This is a genomic window from Fibrobacter sp. UWB4 (assembly GCF_002210345.1).
Lineage (GTDB): Bacteria > Fibrobacterota > Fibrobacteria > Fibrobacterales > Fibrobacteraceae > Fibrobacter.
Genome location: NZ_MWQI01000001.1, coordinates 335,741 through 359,977, shown reverse-complemented (window position 1 = coordinate 359,977; position 24,237 = coordinate 335,741). Strand labels below are relative to the sequence as shown.

Sequence of the window (24,237 nt, the reverse complement as noted above, 5' to 3'; positions counted from 1 at the left end):
TGGTTCGTAATTGAACAAAAGGAACGAATATGTCTGAATCCAACGGCTTTTTCAAGCCATTCCCGCAGTCTCGCAAGATTTATGTCCCCGGCAAGATTTTCCCGGATTTGAAAGTCGCCATGCGCGAAATTTCACTCGACGACCCGAAATGCCCCGTGCTCCCTGTTTACGATACGAGTGGCGCTTATGGCGACCCCGACAAGACGATTGATGTAAAGAAAGGACTTGAACGCATTCGTGAACCGTGGATCCGCGAACGCCTGGAAAAAGACGGTGCCCACAAGACTCAGATGCAGTACGCCCGCGAAGGCGTCATCACTCGCGAAATGGAATATGTCGCCATCCGCGAAAACCAGAAGATGGACGAAATTTTTGGCAGTAGCGGTGATGCCATCACGCCGGAATTCGTGCGCAAGGAACTCGCCGAAGGCCGCGCCATCATCCCCGCGAACGTGAACCACCCGGAATGCGAACCGATGATTATCGGCCGCAACTTCCTCACGAAAATCAATTCCAACATCGGAAACTCTTCTGTCGCTTCTTCCATTGAACAGGAAGTCGAAAAGATGGTCTGGTCTGTGCGCTGGGGTGCAGATACGGTGATGGACCTCTCGACCGGTAAGGACATCCACGAAACGCGCGAATGGATTTTGCGCAACAGCCCCGTGCCTATAGGAACGGTGCCGATGTACCAGGCCCTCGAAAAGGTGAACGGCATCGCCGACGACCTCACGTGGGAAGTGTTCCGCGATACGCTTATTGAACAGGCAGAACAGGGCGTCGACTACTTTACGATCCACGCAGGCCTTTTGCTCAAGTACATTCCGTTTGCACTCGAACGCACGACGGGCATCGTAAGCCGTGGCGGTTCTATCATCGCCCGCTGGTGCATGGTCCATAAGCAAGAGAACTTCCTTTACACGCACTTCGACGAAATCTGCGACATTCTCGCGAAGTACGACGTTTGCGTTTCTTTGGGCGATGGGCTGCGTCCGGGTTCCATTGCAGACGCCAACGACATGGCACAGTTCTCCGAACTTGATACGCTCGGCGAACTCACCGAAATTGCCTGGAAGAAGGGCGTTCAGGTCATCATTGAAGGTCCGGGTCACGTGCCGATGCACAAGATTCGCGAAAACATGGACCGCCAAATTGAAATGTGCCACAACGCTCCGTTCTACACGCTTGGCCCTCTCACCACAGATATCGCTCCGGGTTACGACCACATCACGTCCGCTATCGGTGCTGCAATGATTGGTTGGTTCGGTACCGCCATGCTCTGCTACGTGACGCCGAAGGAACACTTGGGCCTCCCAGACAAGAACGACGTTCGTGAAGGCGTGGTGACATACAAGCTCGCCGCCCACGCAGCAGACCTTGCCAAGGGCCACTTTGCCGCTCACTTCCGCGATGACGCGCTTTCGCGCGCCCGTTTCAGCTTCCGCTGGAACGACCAGTTCGCGCTTTCGCTTGACCCGGAACGCGCCGTAGAATTCCACGACGAAACGCTCCCGGGCAATAGCGCAAAGTCCTCGCACTTCTGCTCGATGTGCGGTCCGAAGTTCTGCTCGATGCGCATTTCTAAAGACATTCAGGAATACGTAAAGACCGGCAAGCTCGACCCGAATAGCGACCCGCTGAAGTAAACTGAAACTCACCAAACCACTCGAGAGAATTGGAGGTGTCCATGGAAAACGGAAAGAAAATTCTTAACGACTTCGTAAAGAGCAAATTCGCCGACCAGAATGAACTGAAGAAGGCTTTGTTCCAAGCCGGCGTTGCCGCACTTGACGAAGGCTGGACGTTCATGGACGCCACATTCCAGCTCGGCGGCAAGGCCCGCGACGAGGGGCTTTCGGCAGACGATGTCGAGAAGATTTTGCGCAACGCATTCTCCGAAGAAAAGCGCCGTACCGAACGCGAAGCCGAACAAAAGGCAGCCGCCCAAGCGAACGCAGCAAGCGCCCCGCAAATGGTCCAAGGCGCACAAGCCCAGCCGGGCATGGCTCCGGGATATGCCGCCATGGGGCCAACCGTCATCTCGCCACTTTCGGCAACGATGATGCAGCAGATGATTGCGCTCGGTCTCGACACGCAATCCCTTGAATTGCTGCAGAACTTCAAGATTGACCCCGAAGCGCTTTCGATTCCGTGGCCCGCTCCTGACTGGCGCAAGGATTTTGCAAAGCTCCTAGCCGCGACGTTCAAGCCCGACGAAACGATTGAATTCAAGATTTCAAATACGCCGTCAGGCTCGCGCGAAATCGTCTCGAAGATTGTCGCGCAAGACGAAGCACTCAAGAAGATCATGAAGCAGCTCGACGGCCCGGACGGAGCACTCCTCACGATTAACGCCGTGAAAGGCGGCGCCGACGCGACCGACGAAAGCTGGCATTACCGTTACGTTGTCGTAGACAACCCGAAGATGACGCTAGCGAAGCAGCTTGCCTACTACAAGGCTTTGAACCTCCCCTGCGCCGCCCTTGTGAACACAGGCGCAAATTCCGTGCAGGCCTGGATCAAGATCGAAGCTCACGACCAGGAAGAATACAACGAGCGCGTTGACTTTTTATTCCAGACGCTTGAATCGCAAGGCTTTAAAGTCGATGACGGGAACAGGAACCCGAACCAGATGGTCCGCATGCCAGGCGTACTCCGCAATGGCAAGCAGCAGTACCTCATCGCATTGGAACAAGGTGCCAAGAACTTCACGGAATGGCGCGAATGGGCGGAATACTCGCTTGACGGCAAGCCGCTTGTGGAACTTGCAAGCGATAGCGAAGAAGCTCCGAAAAAGGATCCATGTATTATCGAGAACATGCTCCGTGCCGGTGAATTTTTCTTATTCACAGCACCGCCGAAAAGCGGAAAGTCGCTTGCGCTCATGGACATGGCTCTATCTATCTGCCATGGCGAAGACTGGCTTGGCAACACGACAAACGAAAACGATGTTCTGTACATCAACTTGGAACTCACCAAGTCCGTGTTCCTGAACCGTCTCTTTTTGCTTGGCGAAAAGCGCAATTTACAACCTAACACGCCCAAGTTCGGTTTCTTGAACCTACGCGGTACAGCGCTTACGCCGCTTGAAATCGCACAGCTCATTGCGAAGCGCATCCAAGGCGCCAAAAAGCTCGAAAATCACGATTACAAGGTTGTCGTGATCGACCCGATTTCAGCCGTTTTGCACAACCCGAAGTCGTCAAGACTCAGCGGCTCCCCGCACCAGATTCTGATGCAGATGGTAGACTCGATTATCGCCCTCACGGGTTGCGCGGTTGTGACGTCCACGAACATAGGCGAATACCCCTATCTTGAATCCCGCGCCGATAGCGTCCTATCACTCTCGCCAGTCGAAGGCAGCCTCAACACGTATCAGATTAACGGCTCGTTCCGCGAGTTTCCAAAGACGCTCGCCCGTGAATGCTCCTGGATTTATCCTAGATTTGTAGTTTAAACATTCAACACGATTATAAAGATGTACAAACAGAACAATCGTTTTTCACGCCGCTCCGAAGGGAGCATTGCCCGTAACACCATGGGCAACAGAATCGGCAAACCTCTCGCCGGAGGCAAGTTCCACGCTTCCAGAAAATCCGATGTCCGCAAGGACGATGAACTCGAAGAAAAGAAGGCAAAGGCCGAAAAGCCTGTTGTCCGCAGAATTCTTTCGTTCGACGACATCAAGGCCCAAGTTGCCGCATGGATGGAAAACGACCGCATTCCGGGAAAGTTGCAGGCATGGTTTACCGCCGAAGCCACACCCGAGAATTCCGACTGGAGAATCGTCAAGGAATTCCATGGCGCCCAGGAAAACCTGGTCATCGACGCTCCGTCCCGCGACATGAAGCCGATTGAGCTTGTGAGCCGAGTCTTGGATCAGCTCCACAAGGATCATTTGCGCATCTTCAAAAAGGCATTGCGCCAGATCTGGTTCCGCGCTACTGGCGACGGACGATTTGCACTCCTCGTACAAGTAAACGTCAAAGGCAAAATTTCGGCTCACGGCTACAAGACGTTCGTGGACTTTATCGAACGCAGCTGCCCCGAAGTGATCAGCTGCCACCAAATCCAGTGTTTGCCGGACCGTCTCTTTGACCCTGCCGATGCACAAGGCATGAAAGTCGAAGCCAAGTGCTCCTTCGGCAGTAGCTTTATGCCGATTGCATCAACTGGCTTTAGCATGCACGTTCTCGACTGGACGCCGCGCATCAAGGATGCATGGCTCAACCTCCCCGTGCGCATCAAGGATGCCATCCACCCGAACCGCGAAGACCGTTTCTTTGAATTCTGCTCCGGTTCCTCTTATGTTTCAGCATCGCTCGCGCCGTTCTTCAAGCAAGTCGAATCGCTCGACTGCCGCGAAGTGGCGATGCAGTCGTCCAAGCTGAACATTCGCAATGTCGCCACGCAGAACATGCGTTTCCACCGCAGCCACCTGGATGCAAACTTCATTTCGAAATTCTTCTCGAAGAGCGATAACGCCGAAGGCCGCTGGACGTTCTACCTCAACCTGGGCATGAACGACACACTCACTTCGGAAATGATTCTCACGCTCGCAGGATCCCGCCCTGAACGCATCCTTTTGCAGACCGGGAACCTCGAAACCGCCTCCAAGGCCATCAAGGCTTTCCGTAACGAAGGCTACATGCTCCGCAAGAACATCCCGCTTTACATGGAACCGGGCCGCGGCACCTTCGAAATCCTCTTCTTGTTTGTGCCGGATAGAGTTGGCATTTTGGGCCAGAACCCAGCCCTTGCACACCGTTCACGCAATATCCAGCGCCCGAAAGAACGCCCCATGCGCTCAAATTCGTCGGATATTCCGCATTTTGTGCAAAAAACGCCATCTTTTAAGCAAAGAAAAGATTAAATTATTTAACAAATACCAAATTTTGCTTAGGGAATTGTATGCGATTTTTAAAATGTGCTTCGATCTGTCTCGGTCTTTCAGCTCTGATTGCATCCGCCTATGTGGTAAAAAAAGGCGACACCCTCTGGGACTTGAGTGCTGAATTTTTAAATGATCCGTTCGCTTGGCCGGACCTCTGGGAAAACAACAGGCACATTGAAGACCCGCACTGGATTTATCCGGGCGACTCCATTTACTTGGGGGACGGCATCGATGAAGGTTACCGCCTCCCGAAAACGAGACCGTGCGAAGCCGCTGTCGCCGATTCCAACTTGCCGAAGGGAATTACCTCCGTCGGTTGCGATGAAAGGGACGCCCGCAATGGCGATTTTGAGAACATGCTCGGGAACCTGCGCGAAAAGGACAAAAAGCACAAGAAGAAAAAAGAGGCTGATACCTACCTCTACAAAAAGCGTCCGGCTCCAAAGATTTTCAACGGCTACTACCAGATTCTCGCCCCCGAGATTTACACACTTGATTCCATCAAGAAGGATTCCCGGTTCTTCTCCATCCGCTCTGGCGAGAAGAAGGAGCCGATTATCCATATTCCGGAATCCGAAGTTGTCGTAGGCATCGGGCGCAAGACAAACCAGTCCCTCAAAAAGGGCGACCTCGTTGAAATCCTGGATGCCCGCGCTATCGAAGTTCCCGCCCACAAGGGCAAGAGCTATGACAATTTCGCTTTGGTAAGGCTTTCGGGTTATGCAAAGATTACCGCCATCGGAGATACTCTTTCGAGAGCGAAGATTGTCCAGAGCTTCAGGGAAATTAAGCTAGACCATGCCAAGGCCCGTTTAAAGCAGCCCCTCAACGTATTAAATGTCTCTGGCTACACGGCCGTTCCCGAAGCAAAAGTCGAAGAAATGGCAATGATCCGCTATACAATGGACCCGATGCTCATCATCGGCGCGTACGCCTATATCATGGTTGACAAGGGAACAAAGCAAGAGTACAACACCGGCGACGCCATTGCCATCTGGGAAGAAGACCGCTCGGATGCAAGCATTCCGCCGAGACTTCTTGGACGTGGCATCATCGCAAGGGCAACCGACAACGAATCTACGGTTCTCGTTCGCGAAGTTTACTCGAACAGCCGCCGCATTGAAATTGGACACAAGGTTTCAATAACCCATCAAGCGAAATTGGCACAGTGACAAAGAACTTATTAATAATAATTGGCATTGCGATTTCGATTCTAGCGATCTTGATGGCTGGAAGTGTTCTTATACTGAATTATCCTGAATTGTCAGCGCATGTTCCATTTTAAGGAAGTGCTCTCCAATGCAGATATCTCGTAGCAACCTTCTCTTTCTTTCCTTTTTTGCAGGGGGAATCGTCCTACCGACGGCGATTCTTTCGTTTTTGAGTGTCCGTAACATCCAGAACGAAGCTTTCCTCGCGCAAAAGAACTTTAGCGAAAGCACGACAACGTTCCGGGAACAATGCGTATCGACAATCAACAAAGAACAAAATAAAATTTTCCAGGAAGTCAAGTCCGCATCGCTTTACCTTTACGAACAGCCACACAGCCTCTTGGACTTCGGAAACGCGACCCAGTTCAAGACCGTGAACGGCATCGAAGCGATGTTCCTGTACAACAAGGGTTCGCTTATATATCCGGACATTTCGTCAAAGCATTTCTCGAAGACCTCAGATTATTCAAACAGCATTGCAAACCCATTCGAGAAGATGCTGTTCCGCGAAGAGGTCACCTCGGCCATGCCGCAGCCAGCCAACCTTTCGCGATCGGCCCGCCAGCTGCGATTTTCGTACGATTCCGCCGATGACCAGATCCAGAACATTCTTGGGCTTGTGCGCATCGCTTATAAAACGAAGGACTACGACGAAGCGCTCCGTCTTTTAAACATCCTCGAAGAGCACCCGCACCAGCAAGGCTATCTCCATTCAGACCTGACCCGTTCGGTGAACCTGCTGCACTTTGAAATACTTGTGGCCCAAAAAAAACACAAGGAAGCCGAAGATTACACACTTTCTGTTTTAAACCAGTTCCTGCAAAGCGAAAACATCGAGAACCTGCCCTCGGCAAAATTCTTCTTTGAAACGACATTTACACAGATCCTTTCATTTGAGAACCTGACCCAGGAAAAGCGCGAAGCGTTCTGGAACTTGCGCGAGAACTTTAACCGCCAGCTCGGCTACATGGATATATTCTTTAACAATAAAGATCTTGTCCAGGCGCTAATGAACAAGGAATCGACGTCCAAGAACGGCATCGATATCATGAGCAATAACAAGACGACGTTCATCAAGATGAGCTACCCGATTCTATCCGGTGACCAGGTCGTTCTTGCCAAGGTGAATATCGATGAATACCGCGAACGCATGAGATCCAAGCTCAAGACCTCTGCACAAGGCTGGAAGGGCATTCCCTATTCCATCACCGAAGGTTCCGACAAGGCCCTCATCCTCGGCCACGTCTCCGACAGTTCTGCGGTTTTAACGCAAGTCGTTTTAGATAAAGTCATTTCATGGAACTTAACGCTATACGAAAAAGGCTTAAGCGAAATCAAGAAGGAAACCCGCAAGCGCATGTTCCTCATGTACGGGCTTCTATCGTTCTCGCTCATTACAGTGCTGCTTGGCTCCATCGTGATGTTTAGATTCCTCACGCAAGAACACAAGCTTTTGGCGATGAAGGCGAACTTCCTTTCGAGCGTTTCACACGAACTCAAGACGCCGCTCACCTCCATCAAGATGTTTGCCGAAATGATGGCCCGCGGGCGTGTGCAGAAAGTCGAAAAAGTGCAGGAATACTCAGGGCTTATCGGCAAGGAGGCCACCCGCCTCGAAAACCTCATCGGCGCCATTCTGAACTACACGCGTATGGAACACGGCAAGGGCGGTTTCCACTGGGAAAAGCTCGACTTTTCGGCCTGCGTACAGAAGGTTTTTGACAATGTAGAAGACATCGGCGTCGAAAAAGGCCTGATGTTCAATACAAAAATCGAGCCGGGCCTATTTGTCATTGGCGACTACACAGCACTTTACAGCTTAGTGCAAAACCTTATCGAAAACGCCATCAAGTACACGAACGCTCCTGGCGACATCACCATCACGGTCGCCCCCGATGAAGACAGAGTCGTTTTCTCCGTTGCCGACACAGGAATTGGGATTCCCTCTTCAGAACAAAAAAATATATTTAATGATTTTTATAGGGTTGGTGACGAAATGACTCGCAGCACAAAAGGCTCCGGTCTTGGGCTTGCCATCGTAAAGCGCGTGGCCGAGACCCACAAGGCGACAATTTCCCTCACCAGCAAACCAGGCAAGGGTTCTACTTTTACCGTACGATTCAAGAAGGCAGAATGATTATGCAACAACACAGAATTCTCATTGTAGAAGACGAAGAAATCATCCGGCTTGGGCTCCAGGACAACTTTGAACTCGAAAACTACGAAGTTGAAACGGCATGCGACGGCGAAGAAGCCATCGCCAAGACGGACTCATTCCAGCCACACCTCATCTTGCTGGACGTGATGCTCCCCAAGAAAAGCGGTTTTGAGGTCTGCCGTTTCATCCGCAAAAAGCACCCGGAATGCATTATCATCATGCTTACCGCCAAGACCGAAGAGACGAGCAAGGTCGCAGGACTCGACATGGGTGCCGACGACTACGTGACAAAGCCGTTTTCAATCCTTGAACTTCTGGCCCGCGTAAAAGCGTTCCTCCGTAGAATCGACTTGCAGGCGCAAGCACGGCCCACAAAGCAGCTCGCTTCTGTCGATGCCGTCGATTTTGCCGACATCCACCTGGACTTCAAGAAATTCGTCGCCACAAAGGGCGGTGTTCCTCTGGAACTTTCCACAAGAGAATTCCAGATTCTCAAATACTTCTGGCAACGTCGTGGCGAAGTGGTCCTGCGCGAGGATCTGTTGCAGGACCTCTGGGGCTACACGCCCGACAACATGCCGTCCACGCGAACAATCGACAACCACATTGTAAACTTGAGACGCAAACTCGAAGACGATCAGGCCAATCCCAAAATCATCCTTTCTATCCGTGGTGCAGGCTACAAGTTTGATGCATAGTTTGAGACTTAGAGAAAACAACATCTGCAAGGCGTGGTTACTTATAACCATCGCCCTCTGCTCGTTATTTTCGGCTCATGTACATGCAAGCAAAATGGCTTCGCAACTTCAAGAAGCCATCTACCTCTTCGAAATGAAAGGCGAAGTCGATGACGCCATAAGGCTTCTTGAAAAAATTTCACGCCAGGGAGACGAAGAAGACAAGGAATCCGCCTTTTTCTACCTCGGTAAAATTTACGACTTAGCCAATAACAAAGCACAGGCCAACCACTTTTACAGCCGCAGTCAAGCTATTACAGCAAACACGAGTAAAGCTTACTGGCTTGCCGGACGAGACGCAGCCACAAGTTTTGCCCCAGAAAGACTTTTGCAAAAGACAATTCCCCTTGCTAGTCCTGTCCGAAAGATTTTTGACGGCAAGAACGCAAACATCCTGTTTGAAAACGGACGTATTGCAAAAATCGAAAGCGGCATGATTCTTGAAATTTCTTCGCGCTTAAACGAAAACGAACATCTGCTGCATATTGATTCCGATGGAATGTGGTACCAGAATCCCGCACGAGATTCTCTCTTTTACAAGCCTCATAACTCGCCCAAACAAATAACATCTTACGATATAAAAGACGTGCACCAGTTTACAGCAGTGAACGGGATCGCCATAGCCATCATCGACAAAAGTTTCTACATCCTTGACCGCAAAGGCTCTATCATCAAGGGAAGCGCCGACTACAATTCATGCCAGCTCCAGAAAGACCAGATCATCAACGACAACTTTATCATCAATTGTCCAGATAACGCGCTCCACTTCGTTTCAGCAAGTTCCGCCACTGAAAATTTCACCATCGCCCAATACGATGTCATACAGCACGTTTTCATTTTCAAGAACTTAGTTTACCTGATTTCTGGAAACACGCTGTTCTGCTATTCCCTGCAAAATACGCAAACACCTCTGTGGAAAGTAGCCGTCGGAAACATCGAGAGCATCCAGGCTTTTGAAAACAACATTGTCACCCTAGAAGCTTCCGGGAAAATAAGCCTGTACAACCACTACACGGGAGCCGTCCTTTCAAGCATCCGCGCAAACGCATCCAACATGTACCCGCTGGCACAGGGGACTCTGGGGCTTTTCTCTAACGAAGGTTCTGTCATCACCGTCGATACATTACTTCGCCCCTTGTGGCGCTTCAACTTTGCAAAGCCCCCCAAGATGCGCCCCATCATCAAGAAACGCTTCATTTACATTTCCTTTAACGATAAAAAGATCTTTGCTATTGATGCCCATTACTATGGACAAAGGCCACTATACTCGAGCAAGCTTGCCTCACAAGCCATGTTCCAGGCCAAGCAGAATCTCTGGGAAAATGTAATCCCGATACTTGACACAATCATTAAAAACGAACCCGGTAATGCAGAAGCGCACTTTCTCAAGGCCTTAAACCTGGAAAGACAGGAAGTTCCTGAAAAGAGCCGTCAAAACGCATGGGCAGAAGCCGTAAGGCTTTCTATTGGAAGCCCGCAAATTGCAGGGACGATTCTGAGCCATTACAGCGATGTCATCGGCGCCATTTTTGCAAGCCCGTTAAACATTTCGCCAAAGACGGTGTATCCGCAGTTTCTGGGTTCAAAAAAGAACCTCTACACCGTTGACCCAGCTACAGAACAGCTGATCTGCATCAACGCCGAAACAGGCGAACAGCGCTGGAGCAAGCACATTGGGAAAATCGGGAACGCCCCCGTTATTCAATCTGACGAAAATTCCATTGTCATTTCAACCGGCTACCAGATGCATGTCTACGACATGAACAAGGACGCATTCAACAAGCCGCTGCCTTTGCCAGGCAAAGCGTTCAACTTCACCCTGAGTGGCGACAATATTTACGCATCGACCTGGAACGGTTTTCTACTCAAAATTTCACGTTCAAGCAACAGCATCATCTGGTCCCGCAAAGTTTATTCCATGCCGTTCCACGTAGTGAAGCAGAACCGCAACCTGCAATTGTGCAACCTCGACGGAGAACTCATGCGGCTCAATGACGACAACGGCTTCGCTATAGAAAATTCAGTAAATAAAGTTCAGGTCAACATCACTGCAATGGAAGGGATCGATTCCACGCTCGTTCTTGTATCAAGCACAAACAAGCTCTTTTTACAAAACACCAAGCACAAGGATTTCAGCCCGACACAGGTGCTTATGGAATACCCGATCGTATCTACGCAAGTATTCCGCGACCAAAACGAAGATAAAATCATTATTTCGCTAGCAGATCAATCGATACTCCTTTATTCCAACATCGGAACCCCGCTCTGGAAATATCAAGGAAAAAAATCCATATTTTCAAAACCATTCATCTATGACGGCAAAGCATGGATAGACCAGGGAAGCGAAGTCATCGCACTATCCATCAAAACCGGCAAGGTCGTAAAGACATTCAACACCCCGGGCGGGGCAGGCACCCCCTTCATTTTGAACCATACCCTGTTTAGTGCCTCCCCGAAACGAGTGCTATACGGTTTTCCGCTATAAACAGAGCCTATAGAAATTACTTTAGGTATTAGTAAACTAAATTTTAGTGGTCAGATTTGAAAAAACTCACTACATTTGACCAATCTTGTTTTGTAGGAATACAATGAGCGATCACTTTAAGAAATTCATCCCATTCACCCTCTCCATGACGATTGCGTTCATGGCTACAGGTTGTAAAGATGAAGTTTCCAAGACGCCCAAGGCAATGCTCTCCGATTACCCGCGAAACGAGACTCTTTACATCGGCGGCTTTGACTGGGCACCGCCCACAACATTCAACCCGCTCGACCCCGACCCAAACTTCCCTGCCGACGGAAATATCCGCCTCATGTACGAATCGCTCCTTGCCTATAACCAGCTTACCGGCAAGCTCGATCCGATGCTTGCGGATTCATACACCCAGACAGATTCTTCCATTACGGTCCACCTAGATTCACGCGCGAAATGGAATAACGGAGAAAAAATCACACCCGAAGATGTTGTATACACCTTCAAGCTGGATTCCGTTCTCCCGACCGCGCACCACAACAACTGGAAGTACATCAAGACGATTTCTGCCGACAGCGGGAACCACATCACGTTCCATCTTTCTGCAAACAGAAATCCGCTCATGGTCCTCAACGCCATAGCCGAAACATCCATTCTCCCCAAATCGGTATTTGAACCCCTGGTCAAGTCCGCCAAGGTCGGAAAGACCTACAACATGGACAAGATTCTCATTTTCAGGAACGAGAACAACCCGGTTGCTTCGGGTCCATACATCTTAAAGAATTTTTCGCCCGACCAGATCGTGCTTGAACGTGTCGAGAACTACTGGCGGAACAGCAATTACAGCGGAAGAAAACCGGCCCCCAAGTACATCATCCACTCCATTTACGACGGAAATGACAATTTCAATAGTGCCATGGTCCGTGGCAACTTGGACGTCTCTTCCATTTACCTGCCTAGAATCTGGGAAAAAACAAAGGACAGTATCCGTGCATGGAGCAGAGAGGAACCTTACCAGCTCCCCTCGACCATTACAGTCTTGGTCGTCGCCACGCAAAAAGAGCCCTTCAACAACGTAAACTTTAGACGTGCGCTCATTCATGCGGTCGACTTTGAAAAAATAAAGGCTCGGGCACTTTCAAACTATACCCCCACCATGCAGCCCGGCTTCATTCTCCCGTTCGGCCCAGAAAAGAAGTTCTTCAACAAAGAAGATGCCGACGCTTTCGGCTATAGCTACAACACTGAAAAAGCTCGTGAAATCCTCAAGGATGCCGGCTATTCCTGGAACGAAGAAGGCAAACTGCTCGATAAAAAGAAAAAGCCTGTTCGGAGCATCACCATCGAATGTCCGCAAGGTTGGACCGACTGGATCGACGCCATCAATGTCATTGTAGAATCGTTTGCAGAAATCGGAATTACAGCGGTTCCCAAAATCGAAGATTACGGGATCTGGGACATGAACTTGCGTCGAGGCACATTCGACCTCGCTATGAAGACTCCGCCATCGGAACACTCCATCGCAAACCCCTGGAACAGATTCTACCAGATGCTCAACAGCACCACGTACAGGCCCGTTGGCGAAGAGACCTTTGCTAACCAGGGGCGTTTCCAGAATACAGAGATAAACAACCTTTTGATGCAAATTCCGACCATTACAGACGAAGATACGCTCGTGCAGGCCTACCGTGAACTAAACAGCTTATTCATGCAAACAGTCCCTGTTCTCCCGATCATGTACAGGCCATCTACCTACTATCAGTTTTCAACCAAGCACTGGACTAACTTCCCTACCGCAGAAAACCCATATGCACCGCCAAATAATCTCGTTGTCGCCGCCGGAGTGAGTGCACTGTGGGAAATTGTGCCAGTCAAGCAGCAGGATAATCAATAAAAAAGTTTCTTTTTCCATTAAAAAAATTATTTTTAGCAGACCATTTCAAGGAGTATATCGTGGGAAAATTACGTTTTATTTTGCCAAATACTTTCACAAGTCTAAACTTTTTGTTGGGTGTTTTTTCCATATGCTGGACAACCGGCGCATTCGGTTCGTTTAGTGCCGCAGACCCGATCCGCATGGGTGCCTACTTCGTCATCCTGAGTGCCCTTTTTGATAAGCTCGACGGCTTTGCCGCCCGCCTCGTGAACGCCAGTTCTGAATTCGGCGCCCAGTTCGACAGCCTCGCCGACTTGATCGCCTTCGGATTAGCTCCGGCTTTCGGCTTTTTCTTCGCTTACAAGACTTACGCGCCGGAATGGTTCCAGAACCACGGCTTGCTGATGGTTATCGCACTCGCGATTTATGTACTTTGCGCCGCCATGCGCCTTGCCAAGTACAACGCCTGCGACTGCGACACCTACCACCACCACTTCTCCGGACTTCCTTCCACTTTCGCCGGCATGGTGAACGCGACCCTCATCGTATTCCTCAAAAGCAAAGGCACTTTTGACGATCCGAGCACATTCATCTTCTGGCTCCCGATTATCGTATTTGTCATCACAGGATTCCTGATGGTAAGCCCGCTGTTCCTCCCGAAGCTCCAGCCGCGCAAGAACAAGCCTTTCAACATTTTCCAGATTGTGCTGATTTTGCTTACCTACGTTGCCGGTCTCCTTTTCTACAACGAAAAAGTGCCGTACATTCTCGAATACCTGCTCATCCTCGGTACAAGCTACATGGTGATCGGCTTCGGTGTGGGCATCATCTACCGCAAACAGATTATCGAAGAAGCTAAAGCGGGTAAGAAGTAGTGGTTAGAACCACGTCATCCTGAGTGAAGTGCGCAGCACGAACGAAGGATCCAGTTAAATTTTATGAGAAAAGCCCGCAACAAGCGGGCATTTCTGTTTTATAGACATTCCAAGAAACGTTCTAGCAAGACTCCGCGACCTCCAGCCATTCCGCGAACGCGCGGCCGTAGCGGTCAAACAATTGTTCTAGCGACATGCGCGGGAGTTCAAGAGTCACGCATTCGAGGCCGCGTTCCCCGCACCACGTCCCGAAGCTTCCCGGCGTCTTGTACCCAATGTCCGGCAGCCATGGCAAATTAAACGTATCCATCACGCCTTCGACAAGCGATGTTTTTTGCGGGGCATCGACACAGCCCATCGGGGCATGCATCGCAAGTACGCTCGCGGGCTTCAGCTTTTCGATTAACGCGACAAGCGCTTGCGTTTCCGGTTCGCTCCCTGCAAATGATCCCGGAGACAAAAGCGTATCACGAGGCGCTTCGAGAATCGAGCGTGACCCCACCTTTTCCGTCGAGAAGTTCTGCGTCTTGAAATTGCGGTTCAAGTCTACGCCATTGGCGTTTCCGCGCGTTCCAAGAGCGACTCCGTCCGGATTGACACACAGGACAAAAGCAATGGAATCAAAAGGTTCGTCAAAAGCTCGGAGCACACGACTCAGGAGAAACGTCGTCTCAGGCTCTTCGCCATGGATTCCCGCCATTACAAGCAACTTGCATTCGCTCTTGCACGGGTAGTACAGCAACGGGGCGCCCAGCACAGAGCGTCCATATTCAAGAGAAGGCAAGCGGACAATACCGCGAGAATCTGGAGATAGAAACATAATAGGAACCGTAAGTTACTAGTTAATAGATACTAGTTACTAGTAATTCTTGGCATGAAACTCTAGTAACTAGTAACTCGGAACTCAGAACTGCGGCAAAGCCGCTCATCATACAAAGTAAGGATAGATATAATCCTCCGCGAGTTTGGGCAAGCGGGCAAGCACGACGCGTTTGCATTCCATGTCCGAGCGTTCATAGATGCTCCGCAACGTGTCTAGCGAGAAACGATCCAAGCGCTTACGCGATGTCGGCAAGTGCGCAATGTGCCAGCCTTCAGGCTTGATTTTCCCGCGTCCAGGAATAAACACACGGCTAAAGCCAAATGACGAGCCAGACTCCATCCGGGATGTCAAGAACGCATGGAACTTCGCGAACATGCCACTGCACTCCGCAGGCGTAAGCTCAACTTCGTAGCCCTCCGGGCACGCAGCTCCATCGACCACGTCGATGTCCGTCCCCAGATGGTGACGGCTCGCTCCCGGCAATGCCGACCATGTGAGAATCGCATACATTAGCTCTTCTTCATCTTTCGGGCGTTCCATCGGCTCGCCATTTTCATTCAAGAGTTTCAGTTCGCCGCGCGCCTTGCGGTTCCAAATCGAGAGCTGCTTTTCAAACGAGCGGTACGCCGATTCAACGCGCAGTTCAAAACCATTCGCCTTGGCTTCGTTTGATAAAGCTTGCAAATCGTCTACAATTTCACGGTCTACAAAGTATCCCGGCTGGAATTCCACCAAGTCCGGCGTTCCAAGGCCGTAGGGCAACAAATCTTGAGACGACAAGTCCTTCATAGAATCGTCCCTCCCATCTTTTCAATCAAGTCTTTCCACTGTTGCACCGTCGTTTTCTTCTTGGGCTTCGACTTTTTACCCAATAGCGACTGCGCCAAGGGCGCCGGGTTTGCATGCGTCCATGCAATCGCAAGCGCATCCGAAGCATCGAGCGGGAGATCCCCACCTGCGATTCCCAAATGCGCAAAAATCATGTTAGCGACATGTTCCTTCGAAGCAGCACCATTGCCTGTCACGGCCTGCTTCACGACTTTCGGCGGGTATTCCTCGTACGTCATTCCGCGACGGTGGCACGCCACAAGAATCGCCCCGCGGATATGCCCGAGCACCAAGGCACTTTTCACGTTCTTCGCAAAGAACACGCCTTCCATAGCAAGTGCATCCGGGTGGTAATGGTCCAGGCGCTTTTCGAGTTCCGTCACGATATGCACAAGCCTGTCTTCGAGATTTTTAGTCGCATTCGCATGGAACGTGCCATATTCCAGCACCTGAATCTGGTTGCCAGTCTTTTTCAAGAACGCATATCCGGTCGTAATCGAACCCGGGTCAATACCAAGAATAACCATAATTCAAAAAATAGATAAAATTGCCTTTTTTTCAAAAAAAACGCATCTACGGGAGCGTACTTTATTAGATTTCTCTATAGGAGGCCGCAATGCTAATTGACCAGGAACACGCTGACTACATGAGAACAAAAGCCCACCCGAGGCAGCTGGGGATTCCTCTGAGCCGCTGGGGCCGTAACCTTATTGCCTGCTGCCCGTTCCACGCTCCAGAAGAGACATCGCTGTTTTTCTACGATGCTCTAGGCTACTGGCGGTACCGCTGCCTTCAATGCGGCGCCGAAGGCGATCTGGTCGACTTTCTCATGAAAAGCCGCTTTAATGGCATGGACGAACAGACCGCGCGTACTGAAGCCTTTGAATTCCTGGGCACACTCGACAAGGATCTGGCAAACAACCAGGATAGCGAACACCCCTGGGTCAAGGAAGTCGGCGGCGAAAAGTCCAAGGTGCTCGAATGCTTTGTGCGTTACTGCCACTGGGCCGCCTGCAAAAGCCCGTCCTCGGCAAAGTTCCTCGAAGCCCGCGGCTGGAGCATTGGACAAGCCCAACTTTACGGTCTCGGCTATTACAGTGGCGACCCCGAACCGTTTATCAGCTACTGCATGCTCTCCGGCATCGAACGCCACCAGATCAGTTTTTACCTTGACAACCTCGAAGCGTACCACGAACCGCGAATTACAATTCCGGCCCGCAATTCCAAGGGATTTATCCATTCCGTCTACGGAAGACTCATCGACGATAACGAAAAGAGCCACACATATATCACTTACGCTTCGGGACCGACCGTCATTCCGTTCAACATCCAGCCCGACAGCGAAAACCCAATTATCGTGCAAGGGTTCTTCGATGCGCTCACCGCAGACCTCGCCGGCATCCCGGGCGTTGTCTCCACAATGTACCAGGAACTAAACGTCAATCACCTCTACAAGCTCAAAGCCTGTGGCGCCGAAGCATTTACCGTCATACTTCGCCGCGAAGAGGATCGACGAAACCAGGAACTTAAAATTCAAAAGTACCTGAAGCTTGCCGAACAAATGCACATGAGCCTCAAGTCCATTGTGCTCCCGAAGGACGAAACTGTCGATACTTTTGTACGCAAGAACGGCGCCGACAAGCTTCTCGACCTCATTTCAAAAACCGAAGTCGATACAATACACTCGCACCGTCGTTCCATGCTGTTGCAGGACATCAAGGAAAACTTCGATACAGCGATGGCATGCCCGCCAGACCAAAGCGTAGGCTATAAGCTCAGTACGTTCCCAAAGCTTACCCAAGAAATTGATGGGGTGCAGTCGGGATGCTTCTTTGTTTCGTCGCATCCGTTTGGCCTCAAGACGTTCCTGCTTTCAAGCCTTACGCTAGACCTCATCGAAAGCAACCCGAACCTCAAGGTCATTTACGTTGCCTACGAAACACCTCGCCGCCAAATTTTTGACCGTCTTGTTTCCATGCTCATCGGGCAGTCCATTCTGACCGTCCGCAAGCAAAATACAGACAACGAAATCAACAAAAAGATTTTAGATGCGACTCGCGACCTGATGGGCTATGTGCGCAACAACCGTCTCGAAATCTGGGACGACATGCCTTCGCTCGATTTTAGCGACTTGCTCAAGACTCTTAGCCAGGAACTCAAGGACCATCCGGACTTGATTCTCGTAATTGACGGCATCGACCACATGAAGATTACCGACCGCCCGGAACTCCCGGACATCCACGAGAAGCGTTCGTCCATCATGCTCGATCTGTACAAAGCGCTCGACATTCCAATTTTCCTCGGTGGAGAGCTCATCGATTCCAATATGGGACTCCTCGGCCCGCGTGCGTACCTTCGCGATTCCGACGCCATTTACTGGCTTACCGAAAAGGATGGCGTTCTGAACCTTTCCGTCGATTCCAGGCGTTTAGGCTCAAGCCGCATTTACGAAAATAAAATTTCGATGGACCCTCAATCAAGCCGCATGAAAGAAGCTTAATGTTTACCATTGTCGATTTCAATAATTTCTGGAGTCCGTCGGGAGGCGGAGTCCGCCGTTACCACCTGCAAAAAATGGCGTTTTACGAACGCCAAAGCGATGTGCGTTCCGTTTTCGTGATGCCTTCTGCAAGTACCTACACCGAAACCAGAAGTGAAGGGTTAATCATCGAACACGTAGAGGCATTCCGATTTCCGGGCAACTGGGAATACCGCTTTATGTGGAAATCCCACCAGATTCGCCCGATTCTCGAAAAGTACAAGCCAGACGTGATTGAAGTGGGATCGCCCTATATTTTGCCTTCAGTCGTTCGCCATATTGCAAAGAAAATCGTGCCGAACGCGGCTTTGTTCAGTTTTTGGCATGCCGATTTCCCAGTGACTTATGTCGGGCGCCCGATAGCCAAAAAGCTTGGCGCTGGCGCTGGCACGTTCTTCCGCAAGCTCGCGTTTTGGTACGCCAACCAGGAATTCAGCGGATTTGATTGCGTACAGGCATCTTCAAAAGAAGCAATGGCGCGCCTCAAAAAGAACGGCCTCCCCGACCCGCGCTGGATCCCGCTCGGTTGCGACATCGACACATTCTCACCAAGCCGCCGCGACGAAGCGCTCGTGAACGAACTCAAGGACGGCGACCCGAACCGTCTCACGATATTCTTCCCGCACAGGCATTGCAACGAAAAAGGCATTGACCTCGTTCTTGGCGCTTACGACATTTTAGCGCAAAAGCTCGGGCACGAACCCGCCATTGTCTTTGCAGGCACAGGCCCAAGCCTCCCGCTCGTGCAAGAAGCCGCCGCCAAATACAAGCACGTAAGCTATATCGGCTTTGTCAATTCCATCGACGAGATGGCCCGCTATTACGCAAGCGTCGATATGGGACTTGCACTTTCTGGCTGGGAAACCTTTGGGCTTTCGATTCTGGAAAGCATGGCAAGCGGAAACGCCCTTGTCGGAGCCGCCGCCGGAGCCGCATTCGAGCACGTCACCACCTCTGGCGCAGGTACAATCCTCAAGGAACGTACCCCCGAAGCCTTGGCGGACGCCATCGTCGAACTCTACCATTCCGACCTCACCGAGAAAAAAATCAAAGCCCGCAAGTACGCCGAAAAATTCAGCTGGAACGATTGTTTCAAGCGCCAGCTCGCGCTGTACAAAGAAATCGCCAATAAAAAAAGCGAACGATCATAAAACCCGTTCCAAAGCCCTGCGGGCTATAACGCAAAAAAGACTCGTCAATGACGAGTCTTTTTAGTCGGGATGACTGAATTCGAATCAGCGACCTCTTGAACCCCATTCAAGCGCTCTACCAGGCTGAGCTACATCCCGAGGTCTCTTGCAAGAGTATGCCAAAGTTAGTTAAACCACGGTATTTTTTCAAGGCAAACTCCCGAAAAAAGCATTAATTAGCCCATTCCGGCAGTTCCAGTCCTTTCTAGAATAGCGCTAGTCCTTCCAGTAACCAACAATCAGCACTTCGGGCGTTGCCTTCGGGAATTTTTTGCTCTTGAAGCCCACAATCTTGCGAATGCTCTTCTGCTTGAGTTCCCAGCCCGTGCGGGAAAGCCCTGCAGTCGAAAGAGTGACCTTGATGCCAGGCACCTTGCCGCCTTCCTTGATTTTGCCCATGTCATCGACATTGAGCATCACGTTCTTGGTCTTGAGCTTAAATTCCTTCTGGGCATTTTCGTCAAGCGCCAAATCCGGGCGCGTCTTCTTGTCCGTTCCCCAGACGTAGAACGTCCATTCACGCTTTTCATTGGCGGCATAATAACCCGTATCAAAAAGCTTTTCGCCAAAGAAAATCGGATTTTTCACATAGCCATCAAGCTGGGCAGCATACGACTTGCCCTGGTTATCGACCATCACCACGACCGGGTTGATTTGGCCGTCCATACCCGCAAAATCCATATCGAATTCAATCGTCACCGCAGCATTCGGCGCAATTTTCGTCGGATACTTGAAGTTCGACATGCCAATGCCCTGGCCCATCACGGTTTCAAGGACAATTTCTTTATTTGTAATATTAGCACCCTTGATGACGATATGGCGCACATCGCCCTGGTCCGCATAACCAATCGGGTACGGGTCCGGCACAAAACGGATAATATCTTCAGCCATGACAGTCGCCGAAAAAGCAAGAGCCGTCGCAAAAACAGTTTTAAAAAATCTAGACATCATGGTGTGAATATACAAAATTTCTAGCTTTGGCGCCATGACTCCACTCGACGAAATCAAGGCTCTCATCGCGCAAAAAGAACTGTTCATTTTCGACCTGGACGGTACGCTCTTCAATACACTTGGCGATTTGGCACCCGCAGTGAATTACGCGATGACGCAATTCAGCCTACACACGCATAGCAACGATGACGTGCGCACATTCATCGGAAACGGTTCCATGAACTTGATCCGCCGAGCTGTCGCTGCCAATTTCATTCCCGTCGTAAGCACCCGCGACATGGAAAAAGTCTCCGAAACGCTCTCCCGAGAAAACTACATCGAAGAGAAGATCAAGGAAATCCATAAAGTTTATTCTGAATACTACTGGGAACACTGCACCGAAAACACGGAACCGTACGAAGGCGTTATAGAGTTCGTGCAACGAATCGCCGATGAAAACCGTGATGGGAACCGCGCGGTCTTCAATCGTGACGAGAACCACGCCGGGACGAGATGCGCGGCAATGCTCACAAACAAGCCGGTCGCCCCCGCGCAAAAGATTCTCAAAAAATTCGGTCTCGAAAATTCTTTCGCCACATACCTCTGCGGCGACACCACACCCGAACGCAAGCCAAGCCCCGCCGGCATTTACGAGATTCTCCGCCAGACAGGAATCGCCCCCGAAAAAGCAATTATGATTGGCGACGACACACCCGACGTTCTAGCAGCAAAGAACGCAGGCATTGACTGCATCACGCTTTTTGAAGGCTTCGGCAAAGCCGAGAACTTGCTCCCGCTAGAACCGCGCTACATCGCAAGCCACATCAAGGACTTCGCCGAGTTCATTTAACCGCAGAAGGCACCTCCCAATTTTCTATCTTTTTGATAGTTATGTCCTATTTCGACTACACGGCAAACACCCCGGCATGCGAAGAAGCCTTGCAACGATTCTGCGAAGTTGAACGCAGGTTTATCGGCAACGCCAATTCGAATCACGAAGCAGGGCATGCAGCAAAAGCATTTCTCGCCCAAGTGACCGATTCCATCGCGAAACTTTTGGGCGTAAACCCCGACGAAATCATTTACACCTCGGGCGCAAGCGAAAGCAACAACACCGCCATCCGTGGCATCGTCCAGGCCAAGCGCCATGTGGGCAAGCACATCATCACGAACCCGCTGGAACATTCTTCGGTAAGCGCAACGCTCACGGCCCTGCAAGAAGCGGGCTACGAAATCGAGATGGCAAAAATCGGCACCGACGGGAAAATCGACCTGGAAGACTTGAAGAGCCTGCTCCGCAAAGATACGGTGCTTGTGACGGTCAACGCGGTCGATAGCGAACTCGGGACGGTGCAGCCGCTAGAATCCATCAGCAAGATTGTCCACGAATTCCCGAACTGCAGCCTTCACGTGGATGCGACGCAGGCCATCGGGAAAACGCCCATAAACCTGAATTTGGCAGACACGGCAAGCATCGGCGCGCACAAGTTCTACGGGCTTTCGGGCAGCGGGCTTTTGTACAAGAAAAGCGGTATCGCCATGGAACCGCTCATTTACGGCGGAGCAAGCACCACCATTTACCGCAGCGGCACCCCGACACTCGCGTTGGACGCATCCCTTGAAACAGCGCTGTCGCTTGCCATGGAACATTTCGAAGAGCGATTTGCCTGCGTCAAGGAACTGCGAACGATTTTGCAAGAAAAACTCTGCGGCTATCCGAAAGTCCGCATCAATTCGCCCGCAGACGCAGTCCCGCACATCTTGAACCTGAGTGTCGCAGGGGTTCGCGGAAGCGTTTTCCAAAAAGCGCTTTCGGACAAGGGGATTTACGTATCGGTCAAATCCGCCTGCAGCGTAGATGCGCTCCCCTCCCGCGCCGTTTTTGCCGTCAGCCGCGACCGCAAAAACGCCTTGAACTCCTGGCGCATAAGCCTTTCGCACCTCACCACCGAAAAAGAAATCGACGAATTCATGGCCGCATTCGACAGCTGCTACAAGGAACATTGCGAGTAACCGCAAAAAGGTAATGAAAATGGCACGAGAACTTTCATTTGTCCAAAGCGTAGAACGGAGCATTTCAAAAACATACCGCGAAAGGCTTTGGACGCCGTTCATTACCGCCATCAAAAACTACAAGCTCATCGAAGAAGGCGACAAAATCGCCGTCTGCATTTCCGGCGGCAAGGATTCCATGCTCATGGCGAAGCTCATCCAGATGCTCCACCGCCATAGCGACGTGAAATTCGACGTGGAATACCTGGTGATGGACCCCGGCTACAACGAAATCAACCGTCAGAAAATCGAAAGCAACGCGAAGCTCTTGGAAATCCCCATCACCGTTTTCGAGACAAACATTTTCGACGTGGCGAACAACACCGAACGTTCCCCCTGCTACGTCTGCGCCAAGATGCGCCGCGGCCACCTCTACCACAAGGCAAAGGACCTGGGCTGCAATAAAATTGCGCTGGGTCACCACCTCTCCGACGTCATCGAGACCACCGTCATGGCGATGTTCTACGGCTCGCAACTGCAAGGCATGATGCCCAAGCTCCACAGCCTGAATTTCGGCGGCATGGAACTCATCCGCCCCATGTATTGCATCAACGAGCAGGACATCATCAACTGGAAAAACTACAACGGGTTGCAATTTATCCAGTGCGCCTGCCGCTTTACCGAAAGCTGCACCGTCTGCGACAACGGCGGTGGCGGCAGCAAACGCCAAGAAATCAAGGCGCTCATCAAGCGCCTCAAACGCGAAAATCCGAACATCGAAAGAAGCATCTTTAACAGCCTGCACTCCGTCTGCATCGAGACTTTCCCCGGATTCAAGGCCGGCGGCGAACTGCATTCATTCCTAGAAGACTACGAAAATCGCGAACCGCAGAAAGGCTAGAACTTCGCGACAAGCTACTTGTTCTTTATTGAAGACGAATCATCAAACATCGATGGTTGCGGAAGCATCATGTAAAATGAAATCGGGAATGAGAATGTCGCCCCGTTTTTCGTTTTCGGGAATTTCCAATGGCTGACAGATTCCTTGACATCTTCATTAATAGCACTAAAGGGGCTATTTTCGGCAATTGTAGTCGATTTAATTTGGACATTTTCAACTTCGCCGATTGAAGCAATTTTCAAAGTCAAGACAATTCTTCCTTCAAATTCACTTGCTAAATCTGATCGACGCCTTACATTCTTATCGAAGATAAAGCGTAAACCATGAACTCGTTGGCGATAAACCTTTAAAAAAGTCTGAACATCAATATCACGACCTTCAACGACAACGTTTTTTGCAGACAAAGGCTTAATACGGCATCTAGGGACCACCTTGCCATCACCCCCTTTGTGAACAACATCCGGAAGGACACCATAAAGAGCTGCATTCTGCAAAAGACCGTCCAATCCCTTTGAAATCCGTTCCGAGAAAGTATCGATATTAACTTTAGGGACATCAACCTTTTTTAATTTTAACGGATAAACTATAGCCCTTTCTTTGAGAGTATCAGACTGCTGTTCATTGGCCTTCTCCGCTTTAGGTGTATCAAATTTAGAGGATTCCTTTTTATCAGAATCGTTACAAGCCGACCACAACGTTGCAGCGGTCATCAAAGCGATTTTGCCAAGAAATTTGCTAAAGTTTTTTGCCATACATCATAAATAACAAAATTTAAGAGACGCTAACAACTCCAATAAATAATCCCAAAGA

At 50.6% G+C, this 24,237-nt stretch carries 19 protein-coding genes and 1 tRNA gene; 14 read left to right on the top strand and 6 right to left on the bottom strand.

What is annotated here, in order from left to right:
• The first annotated feature begins 29 nt into the window (after positions 1-29).
• The 9 genes from thiC (at position 30) to B7990_RS01515 (ending at position 14,224) form a co-directional block, all read left to right on the top strand.
• The gene (thiC, locus tag B7990_RS01555; protein ID WP_088639304.1) at positions 30-1,646 is read left to right on the top strand and encodes a phosphomethylpyrimidine synthase ThiC; all 1,617 of its coding nucleotides are present in this window, start codon (positions 30-32) and stop codon (positions 1,644-1,646) included.
• Between the two features lie 41 nt (positions 1,647-1,687).
• Complete coding sequence (locus tag B7990_RS01550) at positions 1,688-3,457, top strand: AAA family ATPase (RefSeq protein WP_088639303.1); 1,770 nt, start codon at positions 1,688-1,690, stop codon at positions 3,455-3,457.
• Positions 3,458-3,478: 21 nt separating this feature from the next.
• Positions 3,479-4,873, top strand: a complete 1,395-nt coding sequence (locus B7990_RS01545) for a hypothetical protein (protein WP_088639302.1) — start codon at positions 3,479-3,481, stop codon at positions 4,871-4,873.
• 38 nt (positions 4,874-4,911) lie between these two features.
• Entirely contained in the window at positions 4,912-6,066 is a 1,155-nt protein-coding gene (locus tag B7990_RS01540) for a LysM peptidoglycan-binding domain-containing protein (RefSeq protein ID WP_088639301.1), read from the top strand.
• 127 nt (positions 6,067-6,193) lie between these two features.
• Positions 6,194-8,242, top strand: coding sequence for a cell wall metabolism sensor histidine kinase WalK (locus B7990_RS01535; RefSeq protein ID WP_088639300.1), 2,049 nt, complete (start codon positions 6,194-6,196; stop codon positions 8,240-8,242).
• A 2-nt stretch (positions 8,243-8,244) separates the two neighbouring features.
• Positions 8,245-8,961, top strand: a complete 717-nt coding sequence (locus tag B7990_RS01530) for a response regulator transcription factor (RefSeq protein ID WP_088639924.1) — start codon at positions 8,245-8,247, stop codon at positions 8,959-8,961.
• Between the two features lie 94 nt (positions 8,962-9,055).
• Entirely contained in the window at positions 9,056-11,485 is a 2,430-nt protein-coding gene (locus B7990_RS01525) for a hypothetical protein (protein WP_254917270.1), read from the top strand.
• Between the two features lie 103 nt (positions 11,486-11,588).
• The gene (locus tag B7990_RS01520; RefSeq protein ID WP_088639298.1) at positions 11,589-13,367 is read left to right on the top strand and encodes an ABC transporter substrate-binding protein; all 1,779 of its coding nucleotides are present in this window, start codon (positions 11,589-11,591) and stop codon (positions 13,365-13,367) included.
• 59 nt (positions 13,368-13,426) lie between these two features.
• A complete protein-coding gene (locus tag B7990_RS01515) occupies positions 13,427-14,224 on the top strand; it encodes a phosphatidylcholine/phosphatidylserine synthase (protein WP_088639297.1) in 798 nt (265 codons plus the stop codon).
• A 121-nt stretch (positions 14,225-14,345) separates the two neighbouring features.
• Here B7990_RS01515 and mpaA read toward each other — a convergent pair whose 3' ends face one another.
• The 3 genes from mpaA to ruvC all read right to left on the bottom strand — a co-directional run bounded on the left by mpaA (position 14,346) and on the right by ruvC (position 16,402).
• A complete protein-coding gene (gene mpaA / locus B7990_RS01510) occupies positions 14,346-15,044 on the bottom strand; it encodes a murein tripeptide amidase MpaA (RefSeq protein WP_088639296.1) in 699 nt (232 codons plus the stop codon).
• A gap of 108 nt (positions 15,045-15,152) precedes the next feature.
• Complete coding sequence (locus tag B7990_RS01505; protein WP_088639295.1) at positions 15,153-15,836, bottom strand: M15 family metallopeptidase; 684 nt, start codon at positions 15,834-15,836, stop codon at positions 15,153-15,155.
• The gene (gene ruvC, locus B7990_RS01500; RefSeq protein WP_088639294.1) at positions 15,833-16,402 is read right to left on the bottom strand and encodes a crossover junction endodeoxyribonuclease RuvC; all 570 of its coding nucleotides are present in this window, start codon (positions 16,400-16,402) and stop codon (positions 15,833-15,835) included. The genes B7990_RS01505 and ruvC overlap by 4 nt, the downstream gene beginning before the upstream one ends.
• 89 nt (positions 16,403-16,491) lie before the next feature.
• Here ruvC and B7990_RS01495 point away from each other — a divergent pair, with 89 nt between their 5' ends.
• Positions 16,492-18,375, top strand: coding sequence for a CHC2 zinc finger domain-containing protein (locus tag B7990_RS01495; RefSeq protein WP_088639293.1), 1,884 nt, complete (start codon positions 16,492-16,494; stop codon positions 18,373-18,375).
• Positions 18,375-19,565 (top strand): glycosyltransferase, encoded by a 1,191-nt coding sequence (locus tag B7990_RS01490; protein WP_088639292.1) that lies wholly within the window; start codon positions 18,375-18,377, stop codon positions 19,563-19,565. Before B7990_RS01495 ends, B7990_RS01490 begins: the two co-directional genes overlap by 1 nt.
• A 64-nt stretch (positions 19,566-19,629) precedes the next feature.
• On the opposite strand, the gene B7990_RS01485 is transcribed toward B7990_RS01490, so the two are convergent.
• Both B7990_RS01485 and B7990_RS01480 read right to left on the bottom strand, forming a co-directional pair.
• A tRNA-Pro gene (locus B7990_RS01485) sits at positions 19,630-19,703 on the bottom strand.
• Positions 19,704-19,820: 117 nt separating this feature from the next.
• Positions 19,821-20,495, bottom strand: coding sequence for a hypothetical protein (locus tag B7990_RS01480; RefSeq protein ID WP_176407167.1), 675 nt, complete (start codon positions 20,493-20,495; stop codon positions 19,821-19,823).
• A 94-nt stretch (positions 20,496-20,589) separates the two neighbouring features.
• On the opposite strand from B7990_RS01480, the gene B7990_RS01475 reads away from it, so the two are divergent.
• The 3 genes from B7990_RS01475 to B7990_RS01465 are packed head-to-tail and all read left to right on the top strand — an operon-like array spanning position 20,590 to position 23,427.
• Positions 20,590-21,384: an HAD family hydrolase gene (locus B7990_RS01475; protein WP_088639290.1), complete on the top strand. Its 795-nt coding sequence runs from the start codon at positions 20,590-20,592 to the stop codon at positions 21,382-21,384.
• Between the two features lie 41 nt (positions 21,385-21,425).
• Complete coding sequence (locus tag B7990_RS01470; protein WP_088639289.1) at positions 21,426-22,547, top strand: cysteine desulfurase family protein; 1,122 nt, start codon at positions 21,426-21,428, stop codon at positions 22,545-22,547.
• A gap of 19 nt (positions 22,548-22,566) precedes the next feature.
• Positions 22,567-23,427: an ATP-binding protein gene (locus B7990_RS01465; RefSeq protein WP_088639923.1), complete on the top strand. Its 861-nt coding sequence runs from the start codon at positions 22,567-22,569 to the stop codon at positions 23,425-23,427.
• Positions 23,428-23,441: 14 nt separating this feature from the next.
• Here the strand turns inward: B7990_RS01465 and B7990_RS01460 are convergent, their stop codons facing one another.
• Positions 23,442-24,179 carry a hypothetical protein gene (locus B7990_RS01460; protein ID WP_088639288.1) on the bottom strand — a complete coding sequence of 246 codons (738 nt, stop codon included), beginning with the start codon at positions 24,177-24,179 and terminating at the stop codon, positions 23,442-23,444.
• Positions 24,180-24,237 lie beyond the last annotated feature (58 nt).